15 protein-coding genes and 2 pseudogenes are annotated in these 21,820 nt (G+C 65.8%); 8 read left to right on the top strand and 9 right to left on the bottom strand.

From position 1 onward, the window contains the following. The first annotated feature begins 338 nt into the window (after positions 1-338). The gene (locus tag ACTIGN_RS26100) at positions 339-2,870 is read left to right on the top strand and encodes an Ig-like domain-containing protein (RefSeq protein WP_439629385.1); all 2,532 of its coding nucleotides are present in this window, start codon (positions 339-341) and stop codon (positions 2,868-2,870) included. A 99-nt stretch (positions 2,871-2,969) separates the two neighbouring features. On the opposite strand, the gene ACTIGN_RS26095 is transcribed toward ACTIGN_RS26100, so the two are convergent. Continuing rightward, on the bottom strand, positions 2,970-3,101 hold the full coding sequence (locus tag ACTIGN_RS26095; RefSeq protein ID WP_439629383.1) for a hypothetical protein: 132 nt from the start codon (positions 3,099-3,101) through the stop codon (positions 2,970-2,972). 68 nt (positions 3,102-3,169) lie between these two features. Between ACTIGN_RS26095 and ACTIGN_RS26090 the strand changes: the two genes are divergently transcribed. Next, positions 3,170-4,219: a DNA polymerase Y family protein gene (locus ACTIGN_RS26090; protein ID WP_439629381.1), complete on the top strand. Its 1,050-nt coding sequence runs from the start codon at positions 3,170-3,172 to the stop codon at positions 4,217-4,219. Between the two features lie 10 nt (positions 4,220-4,229). Here the strand turns inward: ACTIGN_RS26090 and ACTIGN_RS26085 are convergent, their stop codons facing one another. The 4 genes from ACTIGN_RS26085 to ACTIGN_RS26070 all read right to left on the bottom strand — a co-directional run bounded on the left by ACTIGN_RS26085 (position 4,230) and on the right by ACTIGN_RS26070 (position 10,634). Further along, on the bottom strand, positions 4,230-5,621 hold the full coding sequence (locus ACTIGN_RS26085) for a DUF1552 domain-containing protein (RefSeq protein ID WP_439629379.1): 1,392 nt from the start codon (positions 5,619-5,621) through the stop codon (positions 4,230-4,232). A gap of 26 nt (positions 5,622-5,647) precedes the next feature. Next, positions 5,648-6,496: a hypothetical protein gene (locus ACTIGN_RS26080; protein WP_439629377.1), complete on the bottom strand. Its 849-nt coding sequence runs from the start codon at positions 6,494-6,496 to the stop codon at positions 5,648-5,650. Further along, a complete protein-coding gene (locus ACTIGN_RS26075; protein WP_439629375.1) occupies positions 6,493-8,484 on the bottom strand; it encodes a DUF1588 domain-containing protein in 1,992 nt (663 codons plus the stop codon). The genes ACTIGN_RS26080 and ACTIGN_RS26075 overlap by 4 nt, the downstream gene beginning before the upstream one ends. 149 nt (positions 8,485-8,633) lie before the next feature. Further along, complete coding sequence (locus ACTIGN_RS26070) at positions 8,634-10,634, bottom strand: serine/threonine-protein kinase (protein ID WP_439629373.1); 2,001 nt, start codon at positions 10,632-10,634, stop codon at positions 8,634-8,636. Between the two features lie 295 nt (positions 10,635-10,929). Between ACTIGN_RS26070 and ACTIGN_RS26065 the strand changes: the two genes are divergently transcribed. Beyond that, positions 10,930-11,955 carry a DUF1559 domain-containing protein gene (locus ACTIGN_RS26065; protein WP_439629371.1) on the top strand — a complete coding sequence of 342 codons (1,026 nt, stop codon included), beginning with the start codon at positions 10,930-10,932 and terminating at the stop codon, positions 11,953-11,955. Between the two features lie 760 nt (positions 11,956-12,715). Here the strand turns inward: ACTIGN_RS26065 and ACTIGN_RS26060 are convergent. After that, complete coding sequence (locus ACTIGN_RS26060; protein WP_439629423.1) at positions 12,716-13,042, bottom strand: IS66 family transposase; 327 nt, start codon at positions 13,040-13,042, stop codon at positions 12,716-12,718. Between the two features lie 225 nt (positions 13,043-13,267). Here ACTIGN_RS26060 and ACTIGN_RS26055 point away from each other — a divergent pair, with 225 nt between their 5' ends. Then, positions 13,268-13,447, top strand: a complete 180-nt coding sequence (locus tag ACTIGN_RS26055; RefSeq protein WP_439629369.1) for a hypothetical protein — start codon at positions 13,268-13,270, stop codon at positions 13,445-13,447. A 100-nt stretch (positions 13,448-13,547) separates the two neighbouring features. On the opposite strand, the gene ACTIGN_RS26050 is transcribed toward ACTIGN_RS26055, so the two are convergent. Next, positions 13,548-14,564 carry a FecR domain-containing protein gene (locus ACTIGN_RS26050; protein WP_439629367.1) on the bottom strand — a complete coding sequence of 339 codons (1,017 nt, stop codon included), beginning with the start codon at positions 14,562-14,564 and terminating at the stop codon, positions 13,548-13,550. Between the two features lie 421 nt (positions 14,565-14,985). Next, positions 14,986-15,519, bottom strand: coding sequence for a sigma-70 family RNA polymerase sigma factor (locus tag ACTIGN_RS26045; protein WP_439629365.1), 534 nt, complete (start codon positions 15,517-15,519; stop codon positions 14,986-14,988). Between the two features lie 615 nt (positions 15,520-16,134). Between ACTIGN_RS26045 and ACTIGN_RS26040 the strand changes: the two genes are divergently transcribed. From ACTIGN_RS26040 to ACTIGN_RS26025, 4 genes and pseudogenes are all read left to right on the top strand, one after another. Then, positions 16,135-18,267, top strand: coding sequence for a DUF1588 domain-containing protein (locus tag ACTIGN_RS26040; RefSeq protein WP_439629363.1), 2,133 nt, complete (start codon positions 16,135-16,137; stop codon positions 18,265-18,267). Further along, positions 18,264-19,640 carry a DUF1552 domain-containing protein gene (locus tag ACTIGN_RS26035; protein WP_439629361.1) on the top strand — a complete coding sequence of 459 codons (1,377 nt, stop codon included), beginning with the start codon at positions 18,264-18,266 and terminating at the stop codon, positions 19,638-19,640. The genes ACTIGN_RS26040 and ACTIGN_RS26035 overlap by 4 nt, the downstream gene beginning before the upstream one ends. Positions 19,641-19,676: 36 nt before the next feature. Further along, positions 19,677-21,083: an SMP-30/gluconolactonase/LRE family protein gene (locus ACTIGN_RS26030; protein ID WP_439629359.1), complete on the top strand. Its 1,407-nt coding sequence runs from the start codon at positions 19,677-19,679 to the stop codon at positions 21,081-21,083. A gap of 90 nt (positions 21,084-21,173) precedes the next feature. Then, positions 21,174-21,551: pseudogene (locus ACTIGN_RS26025) on the top strand (transposase); the annotation flags it as partial. A gap of 132 nt (positions 21,552-21,683) precedes the next feature. On the opposite strand, the pseudogene ACTIGN_RS26020 reads toward ACTIGN_RS26025, so the two are convergent. Beyond that, positions 21,684-21,820 (bottom strand): annotated as a pseudogene (locus ACTIGN_RS26020) (IS701 family transposase); the annotation flags it as partial.

The following is a 21,820-nucleotide window of genomic DNA, read 5'->3' as shown; positions in this document are numbered from 1 at the left end:
CTCTCTCTCGGAATATTTGCCGTGGAATGCTGCAAAAATTCTGAATTCTGGTTGACCAAGTCGCATCGCGTGCCGTATTTATGAATTCAGTTTCACAGCGCATCGGCATCACCCCCTATCCAACAGTCGGGCGAATAGTTCCCGAGCTGAGTTCGTGTCGTCGCTGTGCCTCTCACGTCTGATCGCCCTCGGTGTCAACTGGCCGCGTGCAAATCGCCCGGATGGCGCTCGCTTTGTTCGGCTCTGCGCCCCCAGCGATTGCGGGGGCCACAAGTCGGGCGCGGGACCGGCGGCCGCCCGGTACTCAATTCCTTTCCCTTGTTCGGAGTTCGTCGAGCATGTCAGTCCAAGACGTCAAAATGGCCAAGGGTACGCGGTTGAACCTCAATTCTCTGGAGGAGCGGGTCGTACCCGCCAAACTCGCCCCCGCCGTAACGGACGGCCCGCCGGCCGTTACGGCGGAAGGGAACGGGCTGGGGGCGACGTACTACGACAACAAGGACTTCACCGGGCCGACGGCCGCCCGCACGGACGCCGCGATCGACTTCAACTGGGGGTACGGGTCGCCGGCGGTGGGCATCGGGGCCGACACGTTCAGCGTCCGGTGGGCCGGGTCGATCCAGGTTCCGGTGTCGGGCGACTACGTGTTCCGCACGTACTCCGACGACGGCGTCCGGGTGAAGGTGAACGGCAGGGTGGTGCTCGACCAGTGGAACAACCACGCCGCCCGGTACGACCAGAGTGCCCCCGTCACCCTCACGGTCGGCCAGCGGGTGAGCATCGAGGTCGAGTACTACGAGAACGGCGGCAAGGCGGTGGCCCGGCTCGAGTGGCGGAAGCCCGGGGACGCCGCGTTCGAGGGCGTCCCCCAGCGGTTCCTGTACAGCGACGCGGTGCCACCGCCGCCCCCGCCGGCGAACCGGCCGCCGGTGGCGGCCAACGACGCGGCGTCGACCGCGGCGGGCGCGGCCGTCACCGTCGATGTGCTCAAGAACGACGCCGACCCCGACGGCGACGCGCTCAACGTCTCTGCCGTCGGCACCCCGGCCAACGGCACCGCCGACGTCAGCAACGGCAAGGTGGTGTACACCCCCAAGGCCGGGTTCTCGGGAACCGACACGTTCACCTACACGGCCTCCGACGGCAAGGGCGGCACCGCCTCCGCCCAGGTCACCGTCACCGTCGCACCGCCGGTTCCGCCCCCTCCGCCCCCGCCACCCGCGAACCGGTCGCCGGTGGCGGCCAACGACACCGCCTCGACCGCGGCCGGCACCGCGGTCACCGTCGACGTGCTCAAGAACGACTCGGACCCGGACGGGGACGCCCTGACCATCTCGTCCGTCGGCACCCCGGCCAACGGCACCGCCGCCGTCAGCAGTGGGAAGGTCGTGTACACCCCGACGGCCGGGTTCAGCGGCACCGACACGTTCACCTACGCCGTGGCCGACGGCAGGGGCGGCACCGCCACCGCGCAAGTGTCCGTCACCGTCGCCCCGCCGACGCCCGTGCCGGCCGGCCCGTTCACCCCGCTCGCGTCGAGCTACCTCGGCGGCGCGGCCTCCGACGACGGCGTCCGCGGGACCGCGATCCGCGCCGACGGCACCACCGTCCTGGGCGCCGTGATCGGCGACGCGAACCCCGGCGGCGTCACCCCGATCCTCCTGAACGGCGCCACGGCGCAGAGCCGCGGCGCGGTCGTCCGGCTCAGCGGCGACGGCCGCACCGTGCTGTCCGTCACCCGCGTGGCGGCCAACATCTCCGACATGTCCACCGACGCCCAGGGGAACATCTACCTGGCGACCGGGGCCGGCGGGGTGGTCAAGCTCGACCCGACCGCCAGCGTGGTGCTCTGGACCAAGGCCGGCCGGGCCGACCGGATCGACGCGGCCCCGTCCGGGATCGTCGCCGCCCTCGGCGGGTCGGGGTTCGCGGCCAACGGCACCGGGTTCACCAACGCCGGCACGGTGACCGTGTACGACCCGGCCGGCACCGTGCTCGGGTCGTTCGGCTCGCACGGCGGCCGCGGCACCTACGACGTGGCCGTCGACGACGCCACCCGGAGCGTGTTCACCACCGGGTTCCGGCAGACGAACGGCCCGTCGGGCAACCCGGTCCAGATCTCGTACCTGCGGTCGCAGTGGTACGACGGCACCCAGAAGTGGAAGGCGTACGACTGGACGGCGGCGCAGGTGGACGACCCGCGGCAGGGCGGGACCGGGCCGACGAACAACATGGCCGACACCCGCGGCCTGCGGCTGGACATGGGGGCCGACGGGAAGCTGTACGTCGCGTACCAGGCGGCCGGCGGCAACCACATCTTCCGGTACGACCCGTTCGACATCAACAAGCCCGCCCCGATCGTCGGGGGCGACAAGTACCACCAGTTCTACAACACGAAGTCGGAGCACAAGACCGTGTTCGCGAAGTACGACCCGGCCACCGGGGCCGTCCTGCTCCAGCAGCAACTGGTGAACCGGCTCACCGCCGGCGGGGGGAACTCGATCAACTTGAACGCCGGGGGCGACATCCAGGCCGACGAGCAGGGCCGCGTGTACCTGACCGGGGCGTCGGCCTCCGGGATGCCCGTGACGTTCGAGCCGCTGGCCCCGGGGAGCTACACGGGCGGCGCGTTCCTCTACGTCATGTCCGCGGACTTCAAGACGCGGCTGCTGGTGACGCGGGTGGGCGGCGGGAGCGGCCTGTCGGTCGCGGCCCGCACGCTGCCCGGCGAGTCGCAGACGCGGCTGGTGTACGGCGGGCGGACTGACGCCAACCCGATCTGGACGGACAACCCCGTCCAGTCGCAGTTCGGCGGCGGCACGTCCGACGGGTTCTTCGCCGTGTTCGGCCCGAAGGAACTGGACCTCTGATTCCGTCCCGGGGCGGGCGGCGCCCCCGGTGAGGCGACACCGGGGGGTGCCGACGTGCCGGTGCGTCGAGGGGAGCCGACGGCGGCTCACCTCGGCGGCTCACAGCGTCGCGATCACTTCCTTCACCTTCTGCTCGATGAGGTCCCGGACGCCGCGGAACTGTTCGGGAGCCATGTCCCGCGGGTCGGGGATCTGCCGGCCACCCGGCGGGTCGCCCTCACCAGCGGGCACTCGTCGCCGCACTCCATCGTGACGGCGCCCCCGACGTCCGTGCCGTTGGAGGCGTCCACCCGGACCTCGTGGGCAAGCCGGTCGGGGTGCTGGGGAACAACGGGGCGTGCGTCATCGCCAAGAGCTACGAGATGAGGGCCGCCGGCGTCAAAACCGGCACGCCCATCTGGGACGCGGTGAAGCTGTGCCCCCACGGGGTGTACGTGAAGCGGGACTTCTACTGGTACGAGGTCCTGTCGCGGAAGATGCTGGAGGCGGTGGGCCGGCACTTCGGCCCGCTCGAATACTACTCCATCGACGAGTTCTTCTTCCGCGCCCAGGCCCCGCGGGCCGGTCAGTCCCTCCACGACGCGGCGCTCGCCGTTCGGGACCACGTCCTCGAAGCGTGCGGGCTGCCGGTGACCATCGGCGTGGCCCGGACGCGGACCCTCGCGAAGTTGTTCAGCGACACGGCCAAGCCGTTCGGCGCGGTCACGGTGACCGACCGGGACCACGAGCGGGCGCTCCTGGCCACGATGCCGGCGACCGAGATCAGCGGCATCGGCGGCCGGCGGGCCGCGCGGCTCGCGCCGTACGGCATCCACACCTGCCTCGACTTCGCCCTCGCCGACGGGAAACTCATCAAGCAGTTGTTGACGAAGACCGGGCACGAGCTGTGGCTCGAACTCAACGGGCACCCGGTGACACCCATCCGCCCCGAGCGGGCGCCCCATCAGGTGTTGGCCCGCGGCGGGAGCCTCATGGGGAACGTCGAGGACCCGGCGGTGCTGGGGGCGTGGTGCGTGCGGCACACCGAGGAGCTGCACTTCCACCACGTCCGCACCGACGCGCTCGGCGTCCGCCTCGCGTGGGGGGACGGCGCGTCCACGGCCGGCCTGTGCAAGCTGCCCGTCCCGTCCGACCGGTTCGACGAGCTGCTCGACGGCGCTCGGACGGCGCTGCGGCGGGCGTACCGACCCCGCGGGGTGGCGACCCACATGCACGTCGTCGCCCCGGAGTTGCGGCGGGCGCGGGGGTTCCAACTGAGCCTGTTCGACCCGCCGGACCCGAAGCGGGAGGCGGTCGCGCGGGTGACCGACTCCGCCGTGCAACGAAATCGGCTCACCACGGATAGCTGAACCAGACGGGTCAGTTCAGCAGTTCTGAGATGGGACCCGTTTGAGTCGCCGGCTCCAGTTCGGAATCCATCACGCCAAACTTGTCCCGCGGGGTTCCGGCCGCGTGCAAGAGTGTGCAGTAGAGGCTTGCGATGGTGCGGTGCCCGGCGCGACCGTAGTGGGGGAACTCGATATAGCGGCCGCGGGTTTTCAGCCGGCCGCCCAGGTCGCCGAGAATCATCATCGGGTATTCCCAGTTCGCGGCATGGTGACCATCGCCGGCATCGCTGAGGATGACAATCGCTGTGTTGTCCAGCATCGTCCCAGTGCCTTCCGGGATGGCCTTCAGCCGATCCGCGAGGCGGGCCACGAGCCCGAGTTGGAACCGCCGAATGATGCCCGTCAACGCAACGGCGGACTTGTCCTTTTCCCCTTGGCCGTGGCCGATCGTGTGCATGTTCACCCCAATCCCGAGGCCCTTGTAGGTGACCTCGAAGTAGGGGTTCCCACAACCGGCCGCGATCACCAGGACGTTCGTCAGGCCGGCGATGAGGGCTGCGGTCCCGAGTTCAGCATGGGCTTCGAGCTTGTCGGTTTCCGTCGCGGAAGTGTACTTCGGACCGAGGGCCGGGGCGAGCTTTCGCAACACCGGATCCTTCTCGCGGATCGCCGAGTGCCGCCCGCCGATTCCCTCGAGGGCATGAACGTAGGCTTGCAACTTCTCGCGTTCCGGCCCCGCCAGGTTCGATTCGACACGCTTCAGATCGTCGGTCATGAAATCGAGGACACAGGGGAGCGTTGCGAAGTCGTCTTTCCCGGCGGGGCTCACACTCCCAAACAGCGCGTGATGCGCATCAGTCGGCTTGCACTGGATCGGTGCGGCCGACCCGCGATCCCAGGCGGACACGTTGTACACCACGCCATCATCCGGATTGCGTGTAATGCCGAGTCCGAGGTGTGGGAACGGAGCCGGGAGCGATTTTGCGAGGGCGCAATCGACCGTGATGCCCGCCGGTCCCGAGTTCGCACCGTAGACACCGAGTGCTCCGAAGTTGTTGGAGTGCCCCCCCTGGCACGCTCGTCCGGAGAGCCCGAGCAAAATTGACAACCGGTCCTTGTAGTCGGCCAACGGCTCAAAGTCCGCCGGGAGTTTGAGGTCCGCAAGGGGCAAGCTCCGGAACTTCTCCGCATCCGTGATCTGCTTGCCGGACAACAATTTAGTGGGGCGGGCGATGTCGGGCGGGGTGATCGACTGGGACAGGATCCCGTTCCCGACCATCACAAACACGACCCGTCGTGGTGGGGGCTCGCCCTTTGAAGCGGCTTGGAGTTGGTTCAGCATCGGGCCCAGGACAGCGGCACTGCCACCGAGCGAAATGCCCTTGAGGAAGTCCCGCCTGGGGATGGGAAGCGAGCGCAACATGGGCTCTCCGGAACGGGTTGGTGGTGTCACTTGTTCGTCTTGAGGCGTTTCGCGGCAGCATGGTCCCACTGCTTCCGCGTGCTCGGAGTCATCGGAGTGTGGGAGACGACCAGTTTCGGTACCGCGGCCGTCAACTTTGCAAGATCCTCGGCGGAAACGGCAACATCTGTTAGAGTCAACTTCCGAAGCTTCGGGAGTGCTTGGAGGTGCTTCAATCCCCCTTCAAAAGTCAGGACGGTGTGCGTCACTGTCAGTTCCGTGAGTCCTGGTATCGTCGCCACCGATGCCAGTGAAGTGTCCGTCACGCCGTAGGTGTTCGACGGTTGCAGAATCAGTGTCTCGAGTGCGGGGTGCTTCACGAGTGCGGCTGTGCTGGCGTCGTTCGCAGCCCCATGAACGAGCCGAACGGATCGAAGCTTCCTGCATGTGGCGATCTGCCGCATCCCGTCACCACCGACCTTCCCGTCGTCGGAAAACACTTCCAGCGAGGGATGATTCGAGAGGTGCTCAGCGGCCTTCGCGGTCAAAGTACAGTGGGACATCACGAGAACTTTGAGACTCGGCATCTTTGCAAACGCGGCCGCCCCTTCGTCGGTCGGCCGAGCGTGCTCCAGAGCGAGGGCTTCGATCGGCAGCTTTGCGAGGCGGGCAAGCGCATCGTCATTGACGCCGCGGCCGGTGGCCGCGATAGCCTTGACAGAAGCACTTGAAACAGCGCGCCACTGAGCGTCTGTCAGTGGTTCCGGAGCCGTGAAGGACAAGGTCTGCATCCGTGTCGAAAGGTGCCCACTTACTCTCGCCTTCAAGGGTACCAACTCGTCTGGCACGACGGGAGGTGGAGCTCCGAGCCCGATCGCGAGCACGATGAGCATCATGGGGAGACTCCGGGTGGGGGGGTGCGAAGCAAGAACGAGTCACTTGTCAGGAGGGACTCCAACAAGGCCTTCAGACTGCCACCACTTTTGACATAGGCCTGGTCCGCGGCGATCAGGGTTGGAGCGTCGCCCAGGTTTTCGTCCCGACCCATCCAGTACCGGAAGGCGTGTCTCACGAAGACCTGCCGCACTCGGGGCGAGTCGGCGAGTTTCTTGAGCATCGCGACCGGAGTGTCCACCGGCCCGTCGAGCCTCGCGTCACCGGTCCCGTCGATCGACCCGGTCGTGTCTGCTGGAAGGCCCTTCAGCACCGGGATCGGTGGAAGTTTCTTGTTCTTCGCTGGTGTCGCAGGTTTGGTGGGGTCAACGACGAATTCCTCGACACGGTACCGCCCAAAGTGGTCGTACTGCTCGAAGGGCAGGCCCAGAGGGTTCATCCTCTTGTGGCACTGCCAGCAGAACTCGGACTTGGTTACGGCCGTTAAACGATGCCGGAAGGTGTGGGTCGGGTCATCAGGCACCTGGGCGTTCACCGTGATCGGGACAGGCGGAACGCTGCCGCCCAGGAGCTTCTCGCGGATCCACTTGCCCCGTTGAACCGGGTGGTTGTCGAAGTTGCCGCTCATGGCAACGAGCCAACTCGGTTGAGTGAGAATCCCAGCACGTTCGTTTTCCGGAAGGACCACGGGTTGCTTGTCGGGCCAGGCCGTCAGCCCGTACGAGCGGTAGATCTGGCCCCGTTTGAACTTGTCCGCGGTCTCCCGCATGTGGGGGGCCATCCCACTGGCAACGAATGCCGTGTTGGTCGTGAGCAGTTCCTTGAGCACGTCGCGGTCGCGGTCCAGGACCCACAGGATCAGGTTGTCCGTGTCGGTCACGAGTTGCTGAGGGTTGTGATCTTCGTTCTTTTCCTTGAACACATCGGTGGCGGTCGTGTAGGCGAAATACTCGCGAAAGAAGCGGAGGACGCGGGGGTTGTCTTTGGGCGGACGAGACAGCATCGCCCGGACTTCACGGGCCACATCGTCGCGCGTCGCGAGCGAGCCCTTTGCGGCCGCATCAAAGATCGACTTCTGCGGGGCATCGCCAAACGCGAAACTGATTCCATACGCAAGTTCCCGGCTGCCAAGCATCCGATAGCCGCGAGCATCAGGCGAACCGAGTCCGAACTCCAGGCGGAACAGTGCCTCGGGCTGGAGCTGGACCGCGACGAAGACGGCTTTGAGCCCTGCCTCGTGCCCACCAACCGCCGTGGCCTTCTCGTAGAGTCCGTAGTAACGGCTCATTTGCTCGTCTGAAACGGACCCGAAGCGGCGACCGGCCACGAACGTTCGGATCGCGGACTCAACCGCAGGGCGCGAGGCCGAGTTCGGTTTGGCGGCGGCACTCGCCGCCGACTTGCTCGCGATCTGCTGAGCGTTCCGCAGCACAACCGCCAACGTGCCCTCGTCGATGGACAGTGACCCGGAACGGTCCGGGAAGCCGTCCCCGCCAGCCGGTGTCATCGCCTGGCCGGGAGCCGACACAGGGTTGTGATGCTTCAAAACCCAAGTCGCGTAGATTCCCGGACTCAGTCGCCAGAGCCGCGGCGGGTTGTCGAGTTGTGCCGTTGCCTTCCCGCTGAAAAGCAAGGCGTGATCGAGGCGGTTCCCGGTTGGGCCACCGCCGAGTCCCTCAACCGACGACCCGGCAGACTTCAGTGATGCGGTAACTGATGCGACCAGCTTCTTGATTTCGCCCGGATCAACGCGAGGGGCGTCGTCCGGGGGCATCTCCCCGCTATCCATCCGCTCCGCGACTCGCTTCCAGGCCTCTGCGTTCTTTTGGACAGCGTTCGGGTTGAGCCCTTCGATCGAGAACTGTCCCTTCTTTTTTCCACTCGCGTGACACGCCCCACAATGTTTTGCGAGCGCCTGACTGATCTCGGACGGATCGGCAGCGGACACACCCGAGGACCCGGCGACGAAGAGTAGGGCGAAGTGGAGCATGAATCGCATCGCGTCGTACCGGAAGAAGGATACAGAATGATGTTGCCGGCCTCAGCAGTGTATTGCCGCTCACCAGATCGATTGGACAAGGAAATCGGGCACGTTCAGCGTTCAGCGAAATGCGCTCAGGAGCAAGTGGCAGGCCTTGACTACTCCCGCGCGAGCGAGAGAAAGGAGTCATACGCGGCACGGATATCCCCGGTACCGTTCGTAGCCCGATCAAACGTGAAGAGGCCGTACGCCATCCTCATTGGTGCGGTCCCAAATCCGAAGAGCCCGTTCACGGGAGGTGGGGACGCCTGGCCCAGGTTCCCCCTGAACACCATCTGTGCTGATTCCACCTTGGTTGTAAGCCGCGTTCGCAGTGTGTTGTCCGGGTGCACGAAGATCGCCACGCCGGAACCGTTGTCGTCACCGCCGACCTTGGCAATCACGGATTGACCAGCCACGCCCCAGCCGACGTCCGAAACGTCCGAGGTGCCGTTCGGCCAGAGTCGAAACATCCATTGTTTGCCCTCCGTCGGAGCGAGAGTGACGACCAAGCCATTTAATGGGCTGCTCTTTACACCCTTGCCGGCGGGCCCGATCAACACAGACTCCATCACCAGCAACCGCCCCGTGCCGACGCTTGTCACTCGAACGGTTCGCATGTCGGTTACGCCAACCGCGATCGACTTCGAGGTCTTCTGCAGTTCCAGTTTGTGTCGCACTCCGACTGCGGGCTCAGCAAGTCGCTCGATCGGTCCTATCCCGCGAACATCCTGGATCGTCTTGTTCTCCTCTTCAATTATGGCTTGGAGAGAGAAGCAGGCCCGCGCGACGACGATGGTTCCAGCCGGCGTCTGGACGTTCGTGACGCAAGGAAACGGGCGGCCCGTTTCCGAGTCGGACTCGTACTTGGCGAACGCTGAACCCTTCAGATCGAATTGAGTACCACCCGAAACGGTGCGCGCGGTCGCGGGCTCAGCTCCGATCACAGCCCGAGTCGGCGGCGAGTGCGGGACAGTATGAGTTGGCGGGGGCATTTCCAGCAACGCGGGCCTCCCGAGGTCGGCAGGCACGACGACGCTGGAACCCCCCGCGATGGCCGCCGCTCCCACCGCCGCTGCGACCCACCACACCCGGCCCGCCGAACGCCCGCGGACCCTGCTGAGCGGCGGCGGCATGGCGGGGACCAGCGGGACCGCAACTTCGGGAACAGGCGACGCGTTCCGCCGGGCGAGGTCAAGGACGGTTTCCGGCGAGTCCGCGACAACAAGGGTGCTCTGGACGGGATCCGAGAGCTGGGCCCTCGGCGAACCCGGAGACACAGGCGCGCGGAGTTCGACGACTACGTCTTCCAGCGACTGGGGCCGGTGGATCGGGTTCTTCGCCAGCATCCGATGAACGAGGCGAGCCATCGCCTCCGGAACTTCCGGCCGGATGTCACGGATCGGCCTGGGCTCACGGATCTGGTGCGCGAGAAGTTTCTGGGCGAGTGTCCCACTCGGGAACGGCGGCTGACCGGTGAGTAGAAAGTAGAACGAAGCACCCAGCGAGTAGACGTCGGCCCGGTGATCAACCGTCGTCGAGTCGATGGCCTGTTCAGGGGCAATGTAGTCGGCCGTCCCCATCACCGCGCCACTATCAAACCGGCCGGTCAAATTGTCGCCGCTCTCCAACGAAAAGATTCGGGCGAGTCCAAGGTCGAGAACCTTGACCCGGCCGGTCGCATCGAGGAACAAGTTGTTCGGTTTGACGTCACGGTGGACCCACCCCTCACGATGAGCATGGAGCAGGCCCGCCGCCGCTTGCGCGATGACCGTCACCGCCCCATCCGGAGAAAATGGGCCGTGTCGGGCGACGTATTGGTACAAATCCACACCTTCCGCATACTCCATGACCAAGAAATACACCCCATCGTGCTCGTCGCAGTCGTGGGCCCGGACCACATTGGGATGATCGAGGGCCGCCAACGCCGTGGCTTCCCGCTGGAACCGGGCCAGTTCGACGGAGTTTGTGGCGAACCCAGCGGGCAAGATCTTGACCGCGACCTTCCTCCGCAGACCGATGTGCTCAGCCAGGTAGACAGCACCGGTGCCTCCGACCCCGAGTTCGGAAAGCAGCCGGTACTTCCCTTTCAATACCAGCGGCAGTTTGCCGATCGACACTGTTGTTGCCTGGAAATGGGTTGGTAGGTCACCTCTGACCAGCAATTCGATTACGCCGCTCCGCTCCGCGTCGCAAATCAGGGCGATGGCAAGAGCAAATCACGCAGCAGCACGTCAGAATGAGGTGCGAACTGACTGATTGCACCCGGCCACACAGTCTATTGCCGGATGCCGGACGAACTGGACGGGAAAAAGTGTTCTCGGAGAAAGTTGTCCAATCCGCGCGAATGCAGGCAACATCAGAGACAAGGGGAAAGCGTCACCACCAAAACGAGCCCCACCCGAGGTGCATTAAATGACGCACATCCGTTCCCAGGCATTCACACTCGTTGAACTATTGGTGGTAATTGCCATCATTGCGATCCTAATCGGGCTCCTCCTGCCTGCGGTTCACAGAATCCGGGAAGCGGCAGCGCGAGCGAAGTGTCAGAACAATCTGAAACAGATCGGGCTCGCGATCCACAACTACCACGACGCGAGAGGCGCACTCCCACCCGGGGGTGACACCTACGTTTCCGGCTCGAACGCAGTGCCAAATAAGCCAAACTGGGCCGCAGTGATCCTGCCGTATCTTGAACAGCAGAACGTCTTGAATTCCTACACTGAAGTGCCGGACCTCGGAGTGACGGCACCAGTCAACGCGGGGTTCGTTGCAACCAAAGTCCAGGCCTATCTTTGCCCGTCCGACCCGGCAAGTACTCAACCGCAACCAACTGTTCCCGCCTCGCCCGCGAATGTCACCACGGCGTTCATGCCGGGAAACTACAAGGCAATGGGGGGCCGTTCCGATCTCAATAACTATTTCTGGGACACCATCTCGGCAGCCACCGGCTCAGGGAACTTCGTGACGTGCTTGCCGACACCGGCGACATACAGCGGGTCCACCGGGGCCACAGCGGCTCCGCGTGACTTTCGCGGACCACTGCACATCGTGGTGAACACCTGCAACTACAGTCTCCCACCAGAGAAATTAGTCGACATCTCGGATGGCACTTCAAATACCTTACTCGTTGGTGAGTACGCGACCCGAAGCAACCCTGGCCGACGGGTGTTCTGGGCCGACGGCTTCGGGCCGTACGCTATCGGAGCGGCGATCCCAAACGTCAAAACACTGATCAACGACCAGGTCGCCTGTTATTCGGCTCCAAATGCGGCGGCATCACCGCAATGTTACCGTGGCTATGGGAGCTACCACTCCAACGGCTCGGTGAACTTCGTTCTGTGTGACGGGTCCGTCCGGGCTTTTGGACTCGGAATCAATATGAATGCCTTCGCGGCAATGGGTAGTATTGCGGGAAATGATGGCCCAACTATTCCCTGATTCCTGGAGCATTGACAATGCGACATCTCCTCATTGGCTTGGCGTTGGCCGGCACGGGATGCGAATCTGCTCCCGTCTTGGTGCCGGTTTCGGGACGAGTCACCTTGGACGGCAAACCCGCCGCGAACATTGAAGTAACGTTCCAGCCGTCCCCCGATCCCCAAGTCCGCGAGCCCGGTAGCGCCTCCGCGGCCGTGACCGATTCTCAGGGGCGATTTGTCCTTCGGCAATTGTGGCCAGATGCACCGGGGGCCAGACCCGGTCGCCATGAAGTCTCCTTCCGCACAGCGAAACGACCGGAATCCGTTCCTGAACCTCTCCCCGCACGCTATCACTCAAAATCAACAATGACAGCGAATGTTCCGGTGGCGGGATTGCATGATCTCGAGTTTGCGCTGACTATGGATCGTTGACTATATATGGTAGCGACATTAATACTTCTAGCTATCGTTGTCTTATCCTCATGATTCACGGGCGCCAATTGTAGTTCCCGCGATGCCCTGAGTCCGAGTCTTGGGCCTTGAGGAGGTAGACGAGTGCCGGCCCGCCCGAGAAGGATGGCCTCACCACCCGTCCATCGCCCCGGAGGACTCGGCCATGACATTCTCGCACACGGCACGCCGCCTCTGCCACTGGTTTTTGGCCCTCGCCGCCCCGCTCGACATCCGGTCCGCTCCGCGGCTGGCTGGCCTGTTCCTCGGAGCCATCCTCGCACGCGGGCGACGCACCGTCACCAGTTGGATACGACCGGCGTACTTGTTTAGCGCGTCGGGAGCAGCACGGGGGGTAGCAATTGGTTGCCGAAGGCTCGTAACGTCTGACTGCGGTGATCCACCACGGACCGTGTCTGGCGGCAGCACGTCTCGAACACGGACATCCACACGCTCTGGGCGTGCGCGCCCACGTCGGTCCCGTTGCCGCCCCAAACCTTACGATTCACCACCGCCGGCCGGATCGCCTGCTTGGCCCTCCAGTTGGTGGGCTCGATCCGCGGATCGAGAACGAACGCGAACCAATGCTCGAAGTGGCTCCACAGGTTCTTTGCCAGGGTTGTGTACTCCGGCACCGCCCGCGGGCGGCCCACCATCTCCAACGGACAGTTATCAAGCGACAGCCGGTTGCGGAAGGACTCGGCGTTGTGGACCGTGCCGGTGGCGGAAGCGGGCAGGCGGGCCGACGCCGAAAGTACGTTCAGGACAGGCTCTCGCTGGCGAAGCGTGCCGGGCGGCGCGCGTGGGTTCGTTCCACGTGTGCCTGTGGACGATCACGATGACGGAGGTATGCACGCTGGAGCCGCGACAAGGAGGGCTTGGTGTCGCACCGCAGTGCCAGTCCGTGGGACGACACGTTGCGTCGCCCGAGCCACGTCGACAAGCCCCGCGCGTGGCAGCGGGAGTTGCTGACGAAAGAGATCGAAGCGGTTTTGCCAGCCGGGGCTGACGGCACGGAAATCCGCAACCTCGCCGAATGGGTACTCAACCTTGCGGCTTGACGCTCAGGTAATCGCGGAAACTACAGGTTCGGGTGCCACCTCGTCCGGGGTCAGGTTCCTCGGGAGCGGCACCGGCCCCCGTTCGGTCCCGCGCATCCCGTTACTGGCCCGCGGTCCGCGGCGTGACGTCGGCCCAACTGTAGCCGCCGCGAAGTTCAGCGACCTGCCACCACGCGAACGCCGGCGTTCCGGGTTGACCGATCCACAGTGTTCCGACCTTCGGCGGCGCGGGGAACGGAACCTCGACGTCGGCGGGGGGGGGGCCGTCCGCTTCAAAGGCCACGGGCGACGGGTTGACCCAAAGCCTCGCGGCGGACCGACCGGTTTCGAGTACTACGAAGTGCGTCTCGTGGTGCTTGCACGCCCTCGGGCACCAGAGAGTTTGTTCCCCAGTTTGCAGGCCGAAGTTCGCATCTCTTGTGCCCGGCTTCACAACGAGGCGGACCGCGGCCCCTGCCGGGTCCGGTTGCCCGAACCCGAGGAGGCCCACCGCACCGCCCCGACTCGGCCTCATGCCCCTGATGAAGTCGTCGTCGATCCACACGAGCGAGGACGCGAACGGGGCCGGCCACGGTCGTCCGACGGGCCGGCTGGCGCGCCCCGCGGCGCGATTCAGTTCCAACCCCCGCCCCCGCGGTTCCGGCAGCGGGGGGTAAGGGCGGATGTCCCGCGCCCCGATGTTGGGGAGCGGCAGCGTCGCGTCGCGGTCGAACCACCCGCCCTGGCCGACGAGGGGCAACCGAGGCGGGTAGTTGAACGGTTCGTAGATCAGCCCGCTCGCGGTCGCGAACTTCGCCCGTTGGTACGGGACCAGCGTGACGGCCGCTCCACCCGAACGAAACCGCCCCGCCTGGCCGGCGTGGAGTTCCTGCCGCGTGACCGAGTCCGAGATTTCCGCTCGCACCCGGCCCGCGGTTACGTGAACTTCCGTCTCCCCGCCGGAGTCGATCTCGACGCCGAACCGCGTCCCGAGATCGACCACCCGCCCGTTCGCGGTCTGGACGCTGAACCCTTCAGCACCTTTCGGCACGTCGCAGAACAACCGGCCCGACGTCAGCCGGACGACACCCGCACCCTCGAATTGGAACGCGGCCGGCCCCTCGAACACGGTGCGCACGCCACCCCGCGTGACGAACTCGGCGACACCCGTGCGAAGTTTAAAGGACTGCCCGCGCGAGACGGGGCCGCTCGGGACCACCCCATCGGACCATTCACAGGCGGTTAAGCGTTCGACGTTCGCGACGGGTTCGACGGCCGCCGACGGCCACATCGCCCAGCAGGCGAAGAGGAGCGAAGCCGCCATCGCCGCAACGCCTGCGACGCGCCCCGCACCACGCAACGGGGGACGCCGCCCCGCGGCCTTGGGCCGCGACTCACCCTCGCCCCGCGCCCGAATGCGGAGAAACGCCTCATCGACGGCCGCGACGAAGAGCGCGCGAGCAAGTTCGGGGTCGGAGACGACTCGGTCACGGAACGCGGCCGCCGCTTCCGGCTCGAGTCGGCCGTCCAAGTAGTCGGCAATCAGGTCGTCGCCGCGGTCAGGTAGCATTATTGCCCTCCGCGAGCTTTCGTTCGACGCACTCGCGCAACACTTGGCGGATCCTCTTGACCAGTCCGTAGGTGGCCGACACGGTCCGGTTCACGCGCCGGGCAAGGGTTTCGATGTCGGGGCACTCGTCGCTGTACCGCAACCGGATGAGTTCTTGGCTCTTGGCCGGAATGGAGCCCAGGCACTTCAAGAGGACCGCGTGCCGCTCGGACCACACGGTCGCCCGGTCCACGTCGCGTGCGGCGTCTGACATCGCCTGGATCGCGTCCGGGTCGGCCAGCGGCGGTAGTCGAGAGCGGCGGCGCTTGGCGGACAGCACCTCGATCCGCGCGATGCCGCGGGCCCACGGGAGGAAATTGTCCTCGTGATCAAGTCCGCCGAACTTTTGGGCCACGACCACCGCGACCTCCTGCAGGGCGTCCTCGGCATCCAGGTGGTTGCCGAGTAGCACGAACACGTACCCGTACAGGGACGCGTAGTGGCGCATGAGCAGTGCGGCGGCACGCGATGACATCTCAGCCATGCTGCAACTGGCCTCGAGACTGCGGCGAGGAATTCCAGCGGGGGCGGCAACGTGCGCCGTGCTTGCCGAGGGCAGAGCGGGACAGTCAGTACGGTCGCAGATCGAGAGAATTAGGCGCGAGAACTACCAAAAAAATCACCTCCGCGGGCGATTCGTGTGCGGTGCCCCCTCGATTGTGAACTCGCTGACCCGAGCTTGCGGTATCCTGACTGTGGGCCTTTGGCGTTCTGAATGTGGACGAGTGCGGGCCCGCTCGGGCGACTGGCGTTCCCACACTTTACTCGGGCGGCGTGAAACGGCTCGACCCATGACTGGATCATCGAGACGAGCGAGCCCGTGACCGTTTCGTACGGCGTGCTCCGCCCACCGCTCCCGAGGGGGACGGTGTTCGCCCCCCCCCCAATTTCGAAATTTTCCGCGCCTAATTCACGGCACGGGCGACCGTACAAACGGCCGCCGGTATCGGTGCGACACGCCAAGGCTGCAAGACCGGCTCGCTGGGTCCGTCCCTGCGCGAGAGTCGAAACCCGAGGCGACGTCCGGCTCGCGCACGATGTCTGTCCCCGCTGCACCGATCTCTAACCAGCCGAAAACTCCCGATTCGGGTGCCGCGCCATGAACCTCAGAATCCCGCTCCTTCTGGCCGCTTGGACCGCAGCCGCCCCGCCCTCGCTGGGCGCGGCCCCGCCAGGGGCCGCACCGGACACGACCTTCGTGGAAACCGTCGCCCCGTTCCTCCGGGAACATTGCGTGCGGTGCCACAACACGAAGAAGCAGCTGGGAGACGTCCGGCTCGACGACCTGGCGTCGGACCCGGGCCCGACCGGCGGCGAGCGGTGGTTGGCCGTCGCGGTACAAATCCGCGACGGGCTCATGCCCCCGCCCAAGGAAGCCCGCCCCGACGCCGCGACCGCGCGGAAGGTCGTGGCGTGGGTCGCGCGCCACGGCGGCGGCCGCGGCCCGCGCCTGCCGAATCACGGGAACCTGGTGCCGCACGAACTCCTGTTCGGCCAACCGGTCGCCGAGGCGGGGGGCTCAGCCGCCCGCGTCTGGCGGCTGAGCCCCGGCGCGTACATGGGCCTCGTGGCCGACCTCGCGCGGGGCAAGGTGCCCGCGGGCGTCGTCCAGCCGTTCACCGTGATCCCCGAGCGGGGCATCAAGGACTTCGCCGGGCTGTACACGATCGACGAGCCGAGTGCGGAGATCCTCGTGCGGAACGCCGAGGCGATCGTCGCCGCCCAAACGATCTACACGGTCAAGGAAGGTAAAGTGACCGGCGGCGGGAACTCGGTGCGTGAGTTCGTGACGCTCTTCGACCCGACCGCCCCGCCGACGAAGGCACAGTTGGAGACCGCGATCCAGTTCCAGTACCGCACGGCCGTTGGCCGGAACGCCGGGGCTGAGGAAGTCAAGCGGTTGATCGAGTTGTACGAGCGGTGCGAACAACGGGGCGATCGTCCGGGCGCGATCCGCACCATGCTGCAAGCCGTCCTCCTGCGGACCGACGCCCTGTTCCGCAGCGAACTCGGTGCGGGGAGCGGCCGCCGGATGCTCGCGCCCCAGGAAATCGCCGTGGCGTTGAGCCTGGCCCTGGGCAACCGGCGCGACTCGTCCCTGGTGACCGCCGCCGCGAAGGGCGAACTCGCGACGAAAGCTCAGGTCGCAAACCACGTGCGGCGGATGCTCGACGACCCGAAACTCAGCAAGCCCCGAGTGCTGGTGTTCTTCCGCGAGTACTTCGAGTACGACCAGGCACTTTACGTGTTCAAGGACAAGCCGCGAACCTTCGCCCACGAGCCGTACTGGTACGTGTCCGACACCGACCGGCTGGTCCTCTCGATCCTCGCCGCCGACAAGGACGTGTTCCGCGAGTTGCTCACAACCGACAAGTCGTTCGTGAACTATTCCACGGGCAAGAACAAGGTGACGAAGGCCGAGGAGCCGAAGCCGGGTGCGGTGATCCCCCCGAAGCGTGACGGCAAGACGGGTGCCCTGACGCCGATCCCCGGTGTGGAGTACGTCTACGGCGTCGAGAAGTGGGACCCCCGGCAGCCGATGACGCTGCCCCCCGGCACCCGCCTCGGCATCCTGATGCAACCGAGTTGGCTGACGGCGTGGAGCACGAACTTCGACAACGACCCGGTGCGCCGGGGGCGGTGGATCCGCGAGCGGCTCCTGGGCGGCACTGTGCCCGACCTGCCCATTGGCGTCGTGGCCCAAGTGCCGAACGACCCGCACCGCACGTACCGCGACCGCTTGAGCGTCACGCAGGCCGCGGAGTGCTGGAAGTGCCACAACAAAATGGACGAGTTGGCCCTGCCGTTCGAGAACTTCGACCACTACGGCCGGTTCCAGACGACCGAGGAAGTCGTCGATGTCGAGGCGACGGAGAGGAACGTCGATAAGAGCGGCAAGTCCCTCGGGCTCGTGTACAAGCAGGTGGCGCTGAGTACCGCTGGCGCCATCGCCGACAGCGGCGACCCCAAGCTCGACGGTCCGGTGAAGGACCCCCACGAGCTGGTGAGGAAACTCGCGGCCTCGGACCGGGCACGCCAGGTGTTCATCCGCCACGTGTTCCGCTTCTACCTCGGCCGCAACGAGACGATGAGCGACGCAGCGGTGTTGCAGGAGGCGGACAGGGCGTACCTGCAGAGCGGCGGGAGCTTCAAGGCGCTGCTCGTCTCACTTTTGACCTCCGATTCGTTCCTGTATCGCACCAACACGCCCCCTACGAAAGAGTCGAAATGAACGCGGAAACCACCCGACGCGACGTCCTGAAACTTGCCGGGTACGGGGCCAGTGCCGCCGTACTCACGCCCGTGCTGAGCCAGCTCGCCGCTCACGCGGCGGGGACCGACGCGAAGAAGCTACCGAGGCGCGTCGTCTTCGTGGTCCAAAGCAACGGCATGAGCCCGAAGCACCTGGTCCCGTCAGGGGTGACCCGGCCGAAGCACGGCCGCCCGACGAACGAGAGGCTCGAAGAGACCAGCCTCAAGGGTCGAACCCTGCACCCCGCCATTGCAGGATTCGCCCCGTTCCAGGAGCGCCTCGCACTGGTCCAGGGGCTGTCCGGCCGCATCGCCGTCAGCGACCACTCGGCGAACCACGGCTGCCTCGGTGCGTGCCCCGCCAACAAGGGCCCGATGCTCCAGACGATCGACTCGGCCATGAGCGAGGCCCTGCCGGGCATCTTCCCGCACGTCGCCATCGGCATGCCCGACGGGGCCCAAAACATTCTGAACTACCGCGTCTCCGCGGCCGGGCCGGGCAAGGCGATCCCGATCGTCTGCTCCCCGTCGCTGGCGTTCAAGTCCCTCTTCGGCAGTGTTTCGGAAGGGGCGGGTCGGGTCGCGTTCGAACAGAAGACCGACCTGCTCGACTTCATGGCGGCCGACGTCAAGCGCTCCCGCGACGCCCTCGCCGGGGAGGAGAGGCAGAAGTTCGACCAGTACCTCGAAGCGTTCGAATCGCTCCACGGGCGGCAAAAGGAGCTCCTTGCGAAAGCGGGCGAGCTCAAGAAGAACGCGCCGAACCTCGGCGAGAAGGCGGCCTCGACCACTTCCAGCATCATCCTCGAAGCCCAGTTCGAGATCGCCGCGGCGGCCCTCGTCGCCGGGATGACGAACTGCCTCACCCTCACCTCCGGCGGCGGCGGCCAGCAGTTCGGCAAGTTCCCCGAGTTCAACATCCCCGACCTCCACGGCATCGGCCACGGCAACGCCTACGGCCGCACGAGCTCCGAGGACTGCTTCACGGAACTGCGGCAGTTCCACGTCAAACTCATCGCGGGCCTCGCCAAGAAGTTGGAAGGCGTGAAGGAGGGGGACGGCACCATGCTCGACAACACCCTGATCGTGTACATCAGCGACTCGGGCGAGGACCACCACCCGGCGCTGTACGAGTGGCCCGTCATCCTCCTGGGCAACCTCGGCGGCAAACTCAAGACCAACGGCCGCCACCTCCAGTTCCCACAGTACAAGGCGAAGGAGCACCGCACGCTGGCGTCGCTCTATTGCACCTTGTTGCACGCGGCGGGCAAGCCGCGCGACAAGTTCGGCGTCAGCGACCCCGGTCTCAAGGGCGTCGATCAATCCGGGCCGCTGCCCGACCTCCTCGCGTGATTGCGTCGCCCGAACCACTCCAAGGACACCGACCCCATGATCCGATTTACGCCAGCGGTCTGCGCGTTCGCTCTGGGGGCCGTCACCCTCACCCTTGCCGCCGAACCGCCCGCCCCGAGCGAGAAAGTTCGGAAGTTCATCGGCGACAAGACGGCCGAGTACCTGCAGCGGGCCACCAAAGTCGAAGCGTTCCGGGTCGGCCCCGTCGATGCCACCAAAGTCGGGAAGGAAGACACGGCGGGCGGGCGTGTCATCAAGGGCGAAGCGATCGAGGTCGATCCGGCCACCGCGGCCCGGTTGATCGCCGCACTCTGCTCCGACGACACGTACTTCCGCGAGGACTCCAAGGGCACGATGATCGGCATCGGGTACCGCATCTGGACCGACACAAAGGAGTGCGTCGAGGTCAGTTGTTGTGTCGCCAAGGGGAACGTCTGGATCGTCGTCAAGGATGCCGAAGGGAAGGTCATCGCCCAGGGCGACCGCCGCGGGTTCCGCGACGACTCGGCCAGCCCGATGCGGGTAATCGCGGCCGACGTCTTTCCGAACGACAAAGACGTGAATTTGCGGAGGCCGCGTGCGGTCGCCGCACTGAAACTCGCTGTCGATCCCGCCGCCAGCCCGTTCGAGCCGAATGCCAAGGTCGAGAAACTCGCCGACGGGTTCAAGTTCGCCGAGGGGCCAGCGTCTGATGCCCAAGGCAACATCTATTTCACCGACCAGCCTTCGGACCGCATTCTGAAATGGTCCACTGATGGCAAGCTCTCCACCTTCCTTGAAAAGTCCGGCCGGTCGAACGGTCTCTGCTTCGGCCCCGACGGAAAGCTCTGGGCGTGCGCCGACGAGAAGAACGAGCTTTGGAAAATCGACACCGCGACCAAGGAGCACGTCACCGCCGCGAAGGACCACGGGGGGAAGCTGTTGAACGGGCCGAACGATGTCTGGGTGCGACCCGACGGGGGAGCCTACTTCACCGATCCGTTCTACAAGCGGAGCTATTGGACGCGCGGGCCGCAAGAGCAGGAGAAGAACGGCGTGTATTACGTCACTCCCAAAGGGGAGGTCCGGCTCGTGGACGGCGACTTCGACCAGCCGAACGGCATCATCGGCACCTCCGACGGCAAAAAGATGTACGTCTCCGACGTCCGACGCCGCAAGATCTACGCCTACGAAATCGCGACGGACGGAAGCCTCGTGAAGTGCCAACACTTCTGCGACGGCGTGTCGGACGGCATGACGCTCGACTCGGAGGGGAACCTTTACCTCAGCAGCGACAAGGTCTACGTGCACGACAAATCGGGCGCGAAGGTTGCCGAACTGGCCGTGCCGGAGCGCCCGTCGAACCTTTGCTTCGGGGGAAAGGACGGCAAGACCCTGTTCATTACAGCCCGCCAGGGGCTGTACTCCATCCGCGCCCGGGTGACCGGCGCCGGCAGCCAATAGCGTGGCGGGCCGCGGTCATCATAAGAGGACGGCGACCGCGGCAGGACTCCAGGCCGGCACCCGGCGAACCGAACCGCGTTTTCCCCTCCAGTGGTACAGGGCCGAACCGATTTGCACACGGGTCCGCCTCAGCCTATCCTTCGCTATCGCCCTCGCGATGCATGTCGTCAATCGTGGCGCAGCCCGCCAAGCACAAGCGGACCGGCTTCGACCGGCTTCGACTGGCTGACGCCGGCGGTCGAACCGCCGGAGACATTGAAGGACGGGCAGTTGATCCGCCTCTACCCGACGGATCTGACGGACGAGCAGTGGGAGCGTTTGGACCCACTGCTGCCCCGGCCCAAGTCCGGCACGCCCAAGGGCGGTCACCCGGTCACCGTTGATCGGCGCGAGGTGGTTGACGCCATCTTCTACCACCTGCGGGCGGGTGGGTCGTGGCGCATGATCCCGCACGACTTCCCGGCCTGGCAAGCGGTCTACGGCCTGTTCCGCGACTGGCGACCGGCCGGGGTGTGGGACAAGGTCCACGCCACGCTTCGCGCGGAGGTGCGGATCGAGGCCGGTGCCCCGCCGACCCCCGAAGCGCTCTGGGTAGACAGCGCCCGGCAGACCTGCTCCATCGTCACCCGCGGGTTTTTCCCCCCGCAGCCGATCCGTGTGGACCGACACGAACCCCAGTACCACCAGGCTCAGCACCAGGTGGCGCACCAGGCCGACGTACTGGCGCCCCTCGTAGT

This window comes from Gemmata sp., from assembly GCF_051859125.1.
Classification (GTDB): Bacteria; Planctomycetota; Planctomycetia; order Gemmatales; family Gemmataceae; genus Gemmata.
Note: the sequence above shows the minus strand (reverse complement) of the source record. Positions and strands in the feature narration are given on the sequence as shown.

Bases quoted from the DNA above. Each gene is read 5' to 3' on its own strand.
- ACTIGN_RS26035 (WP_439629361.1), top strand. From the start codon at position 18,264: ATGAACGCGGAAACCACCCGACGCGACGTCCTGAAACTTGCCGGGTAC.
- ACTIGN_RS26065 (WP_439629371.1), top strand. From the start codon at position 10,930: ATGACGCACATCCGTTCCCAGGCATTCACACTCGTTGAACTATTGGTG.
- ACTIGN_RS26060 (WP_439629423.1), bottom strand. From the start codon at position 13,042: ATGGTGGGCCGCCCGCGGGCGGTGCCGGAGTACACAACCCTGGCAAAG.
- ACTIGN_RS26100 (WP_439629385.1), top strand. From the start codon at position 339: ATGTCAGTCCAAGACGTCAAAATGGCCAAGGGTACGCGGTTGAACCTC.
- ACTIGN_RS26030 (WP_439629359.1), top strand. From the start codon at position 19,677: ATGATCCGATTTACGCCAGCGGTCTGCGCGTTCGCTCTGGGGGCCGTC.
- ACTIGN_RS26075 (WP_439629375.1), bottom strand. From the start codon at position 8,484: ATGCTCCACTTCGCCCTACTCTTCGTCGCCGGGTCCTCGGGTGTGTCC.
- ACTIGN_RS26085 (WP_439629379.1), bottom strand. From the start codon at position 5,621: ATGTTGCGCTCGCTTCCCATCCCCAGGCGGGACTTCCTCAAGGGCATT.
- ACTIGN_RS26040 (WP_439629363.1), top strand. From the start codon at position 16,135: ATGAACCTCAGAATCCCGCTCCTTCTGGCCGCTTGGACCGCAGCCGCC.
- ACTIGN_RS26045 (WP_439629365.1), bottom strand. From the start codon at position 15,519: ATGGCTGAGATGTCATCGCGTGCCGCCGCACTGCTCATGCGCCACTAC.
- ACTIGN_RS26080 (WP_439629377.1), bottom strand. From the start codon at position 6,496: ATGATGCTCATCGTGCTCGCGATCGGGCTCGGAGCTCCACCTCCCGTC.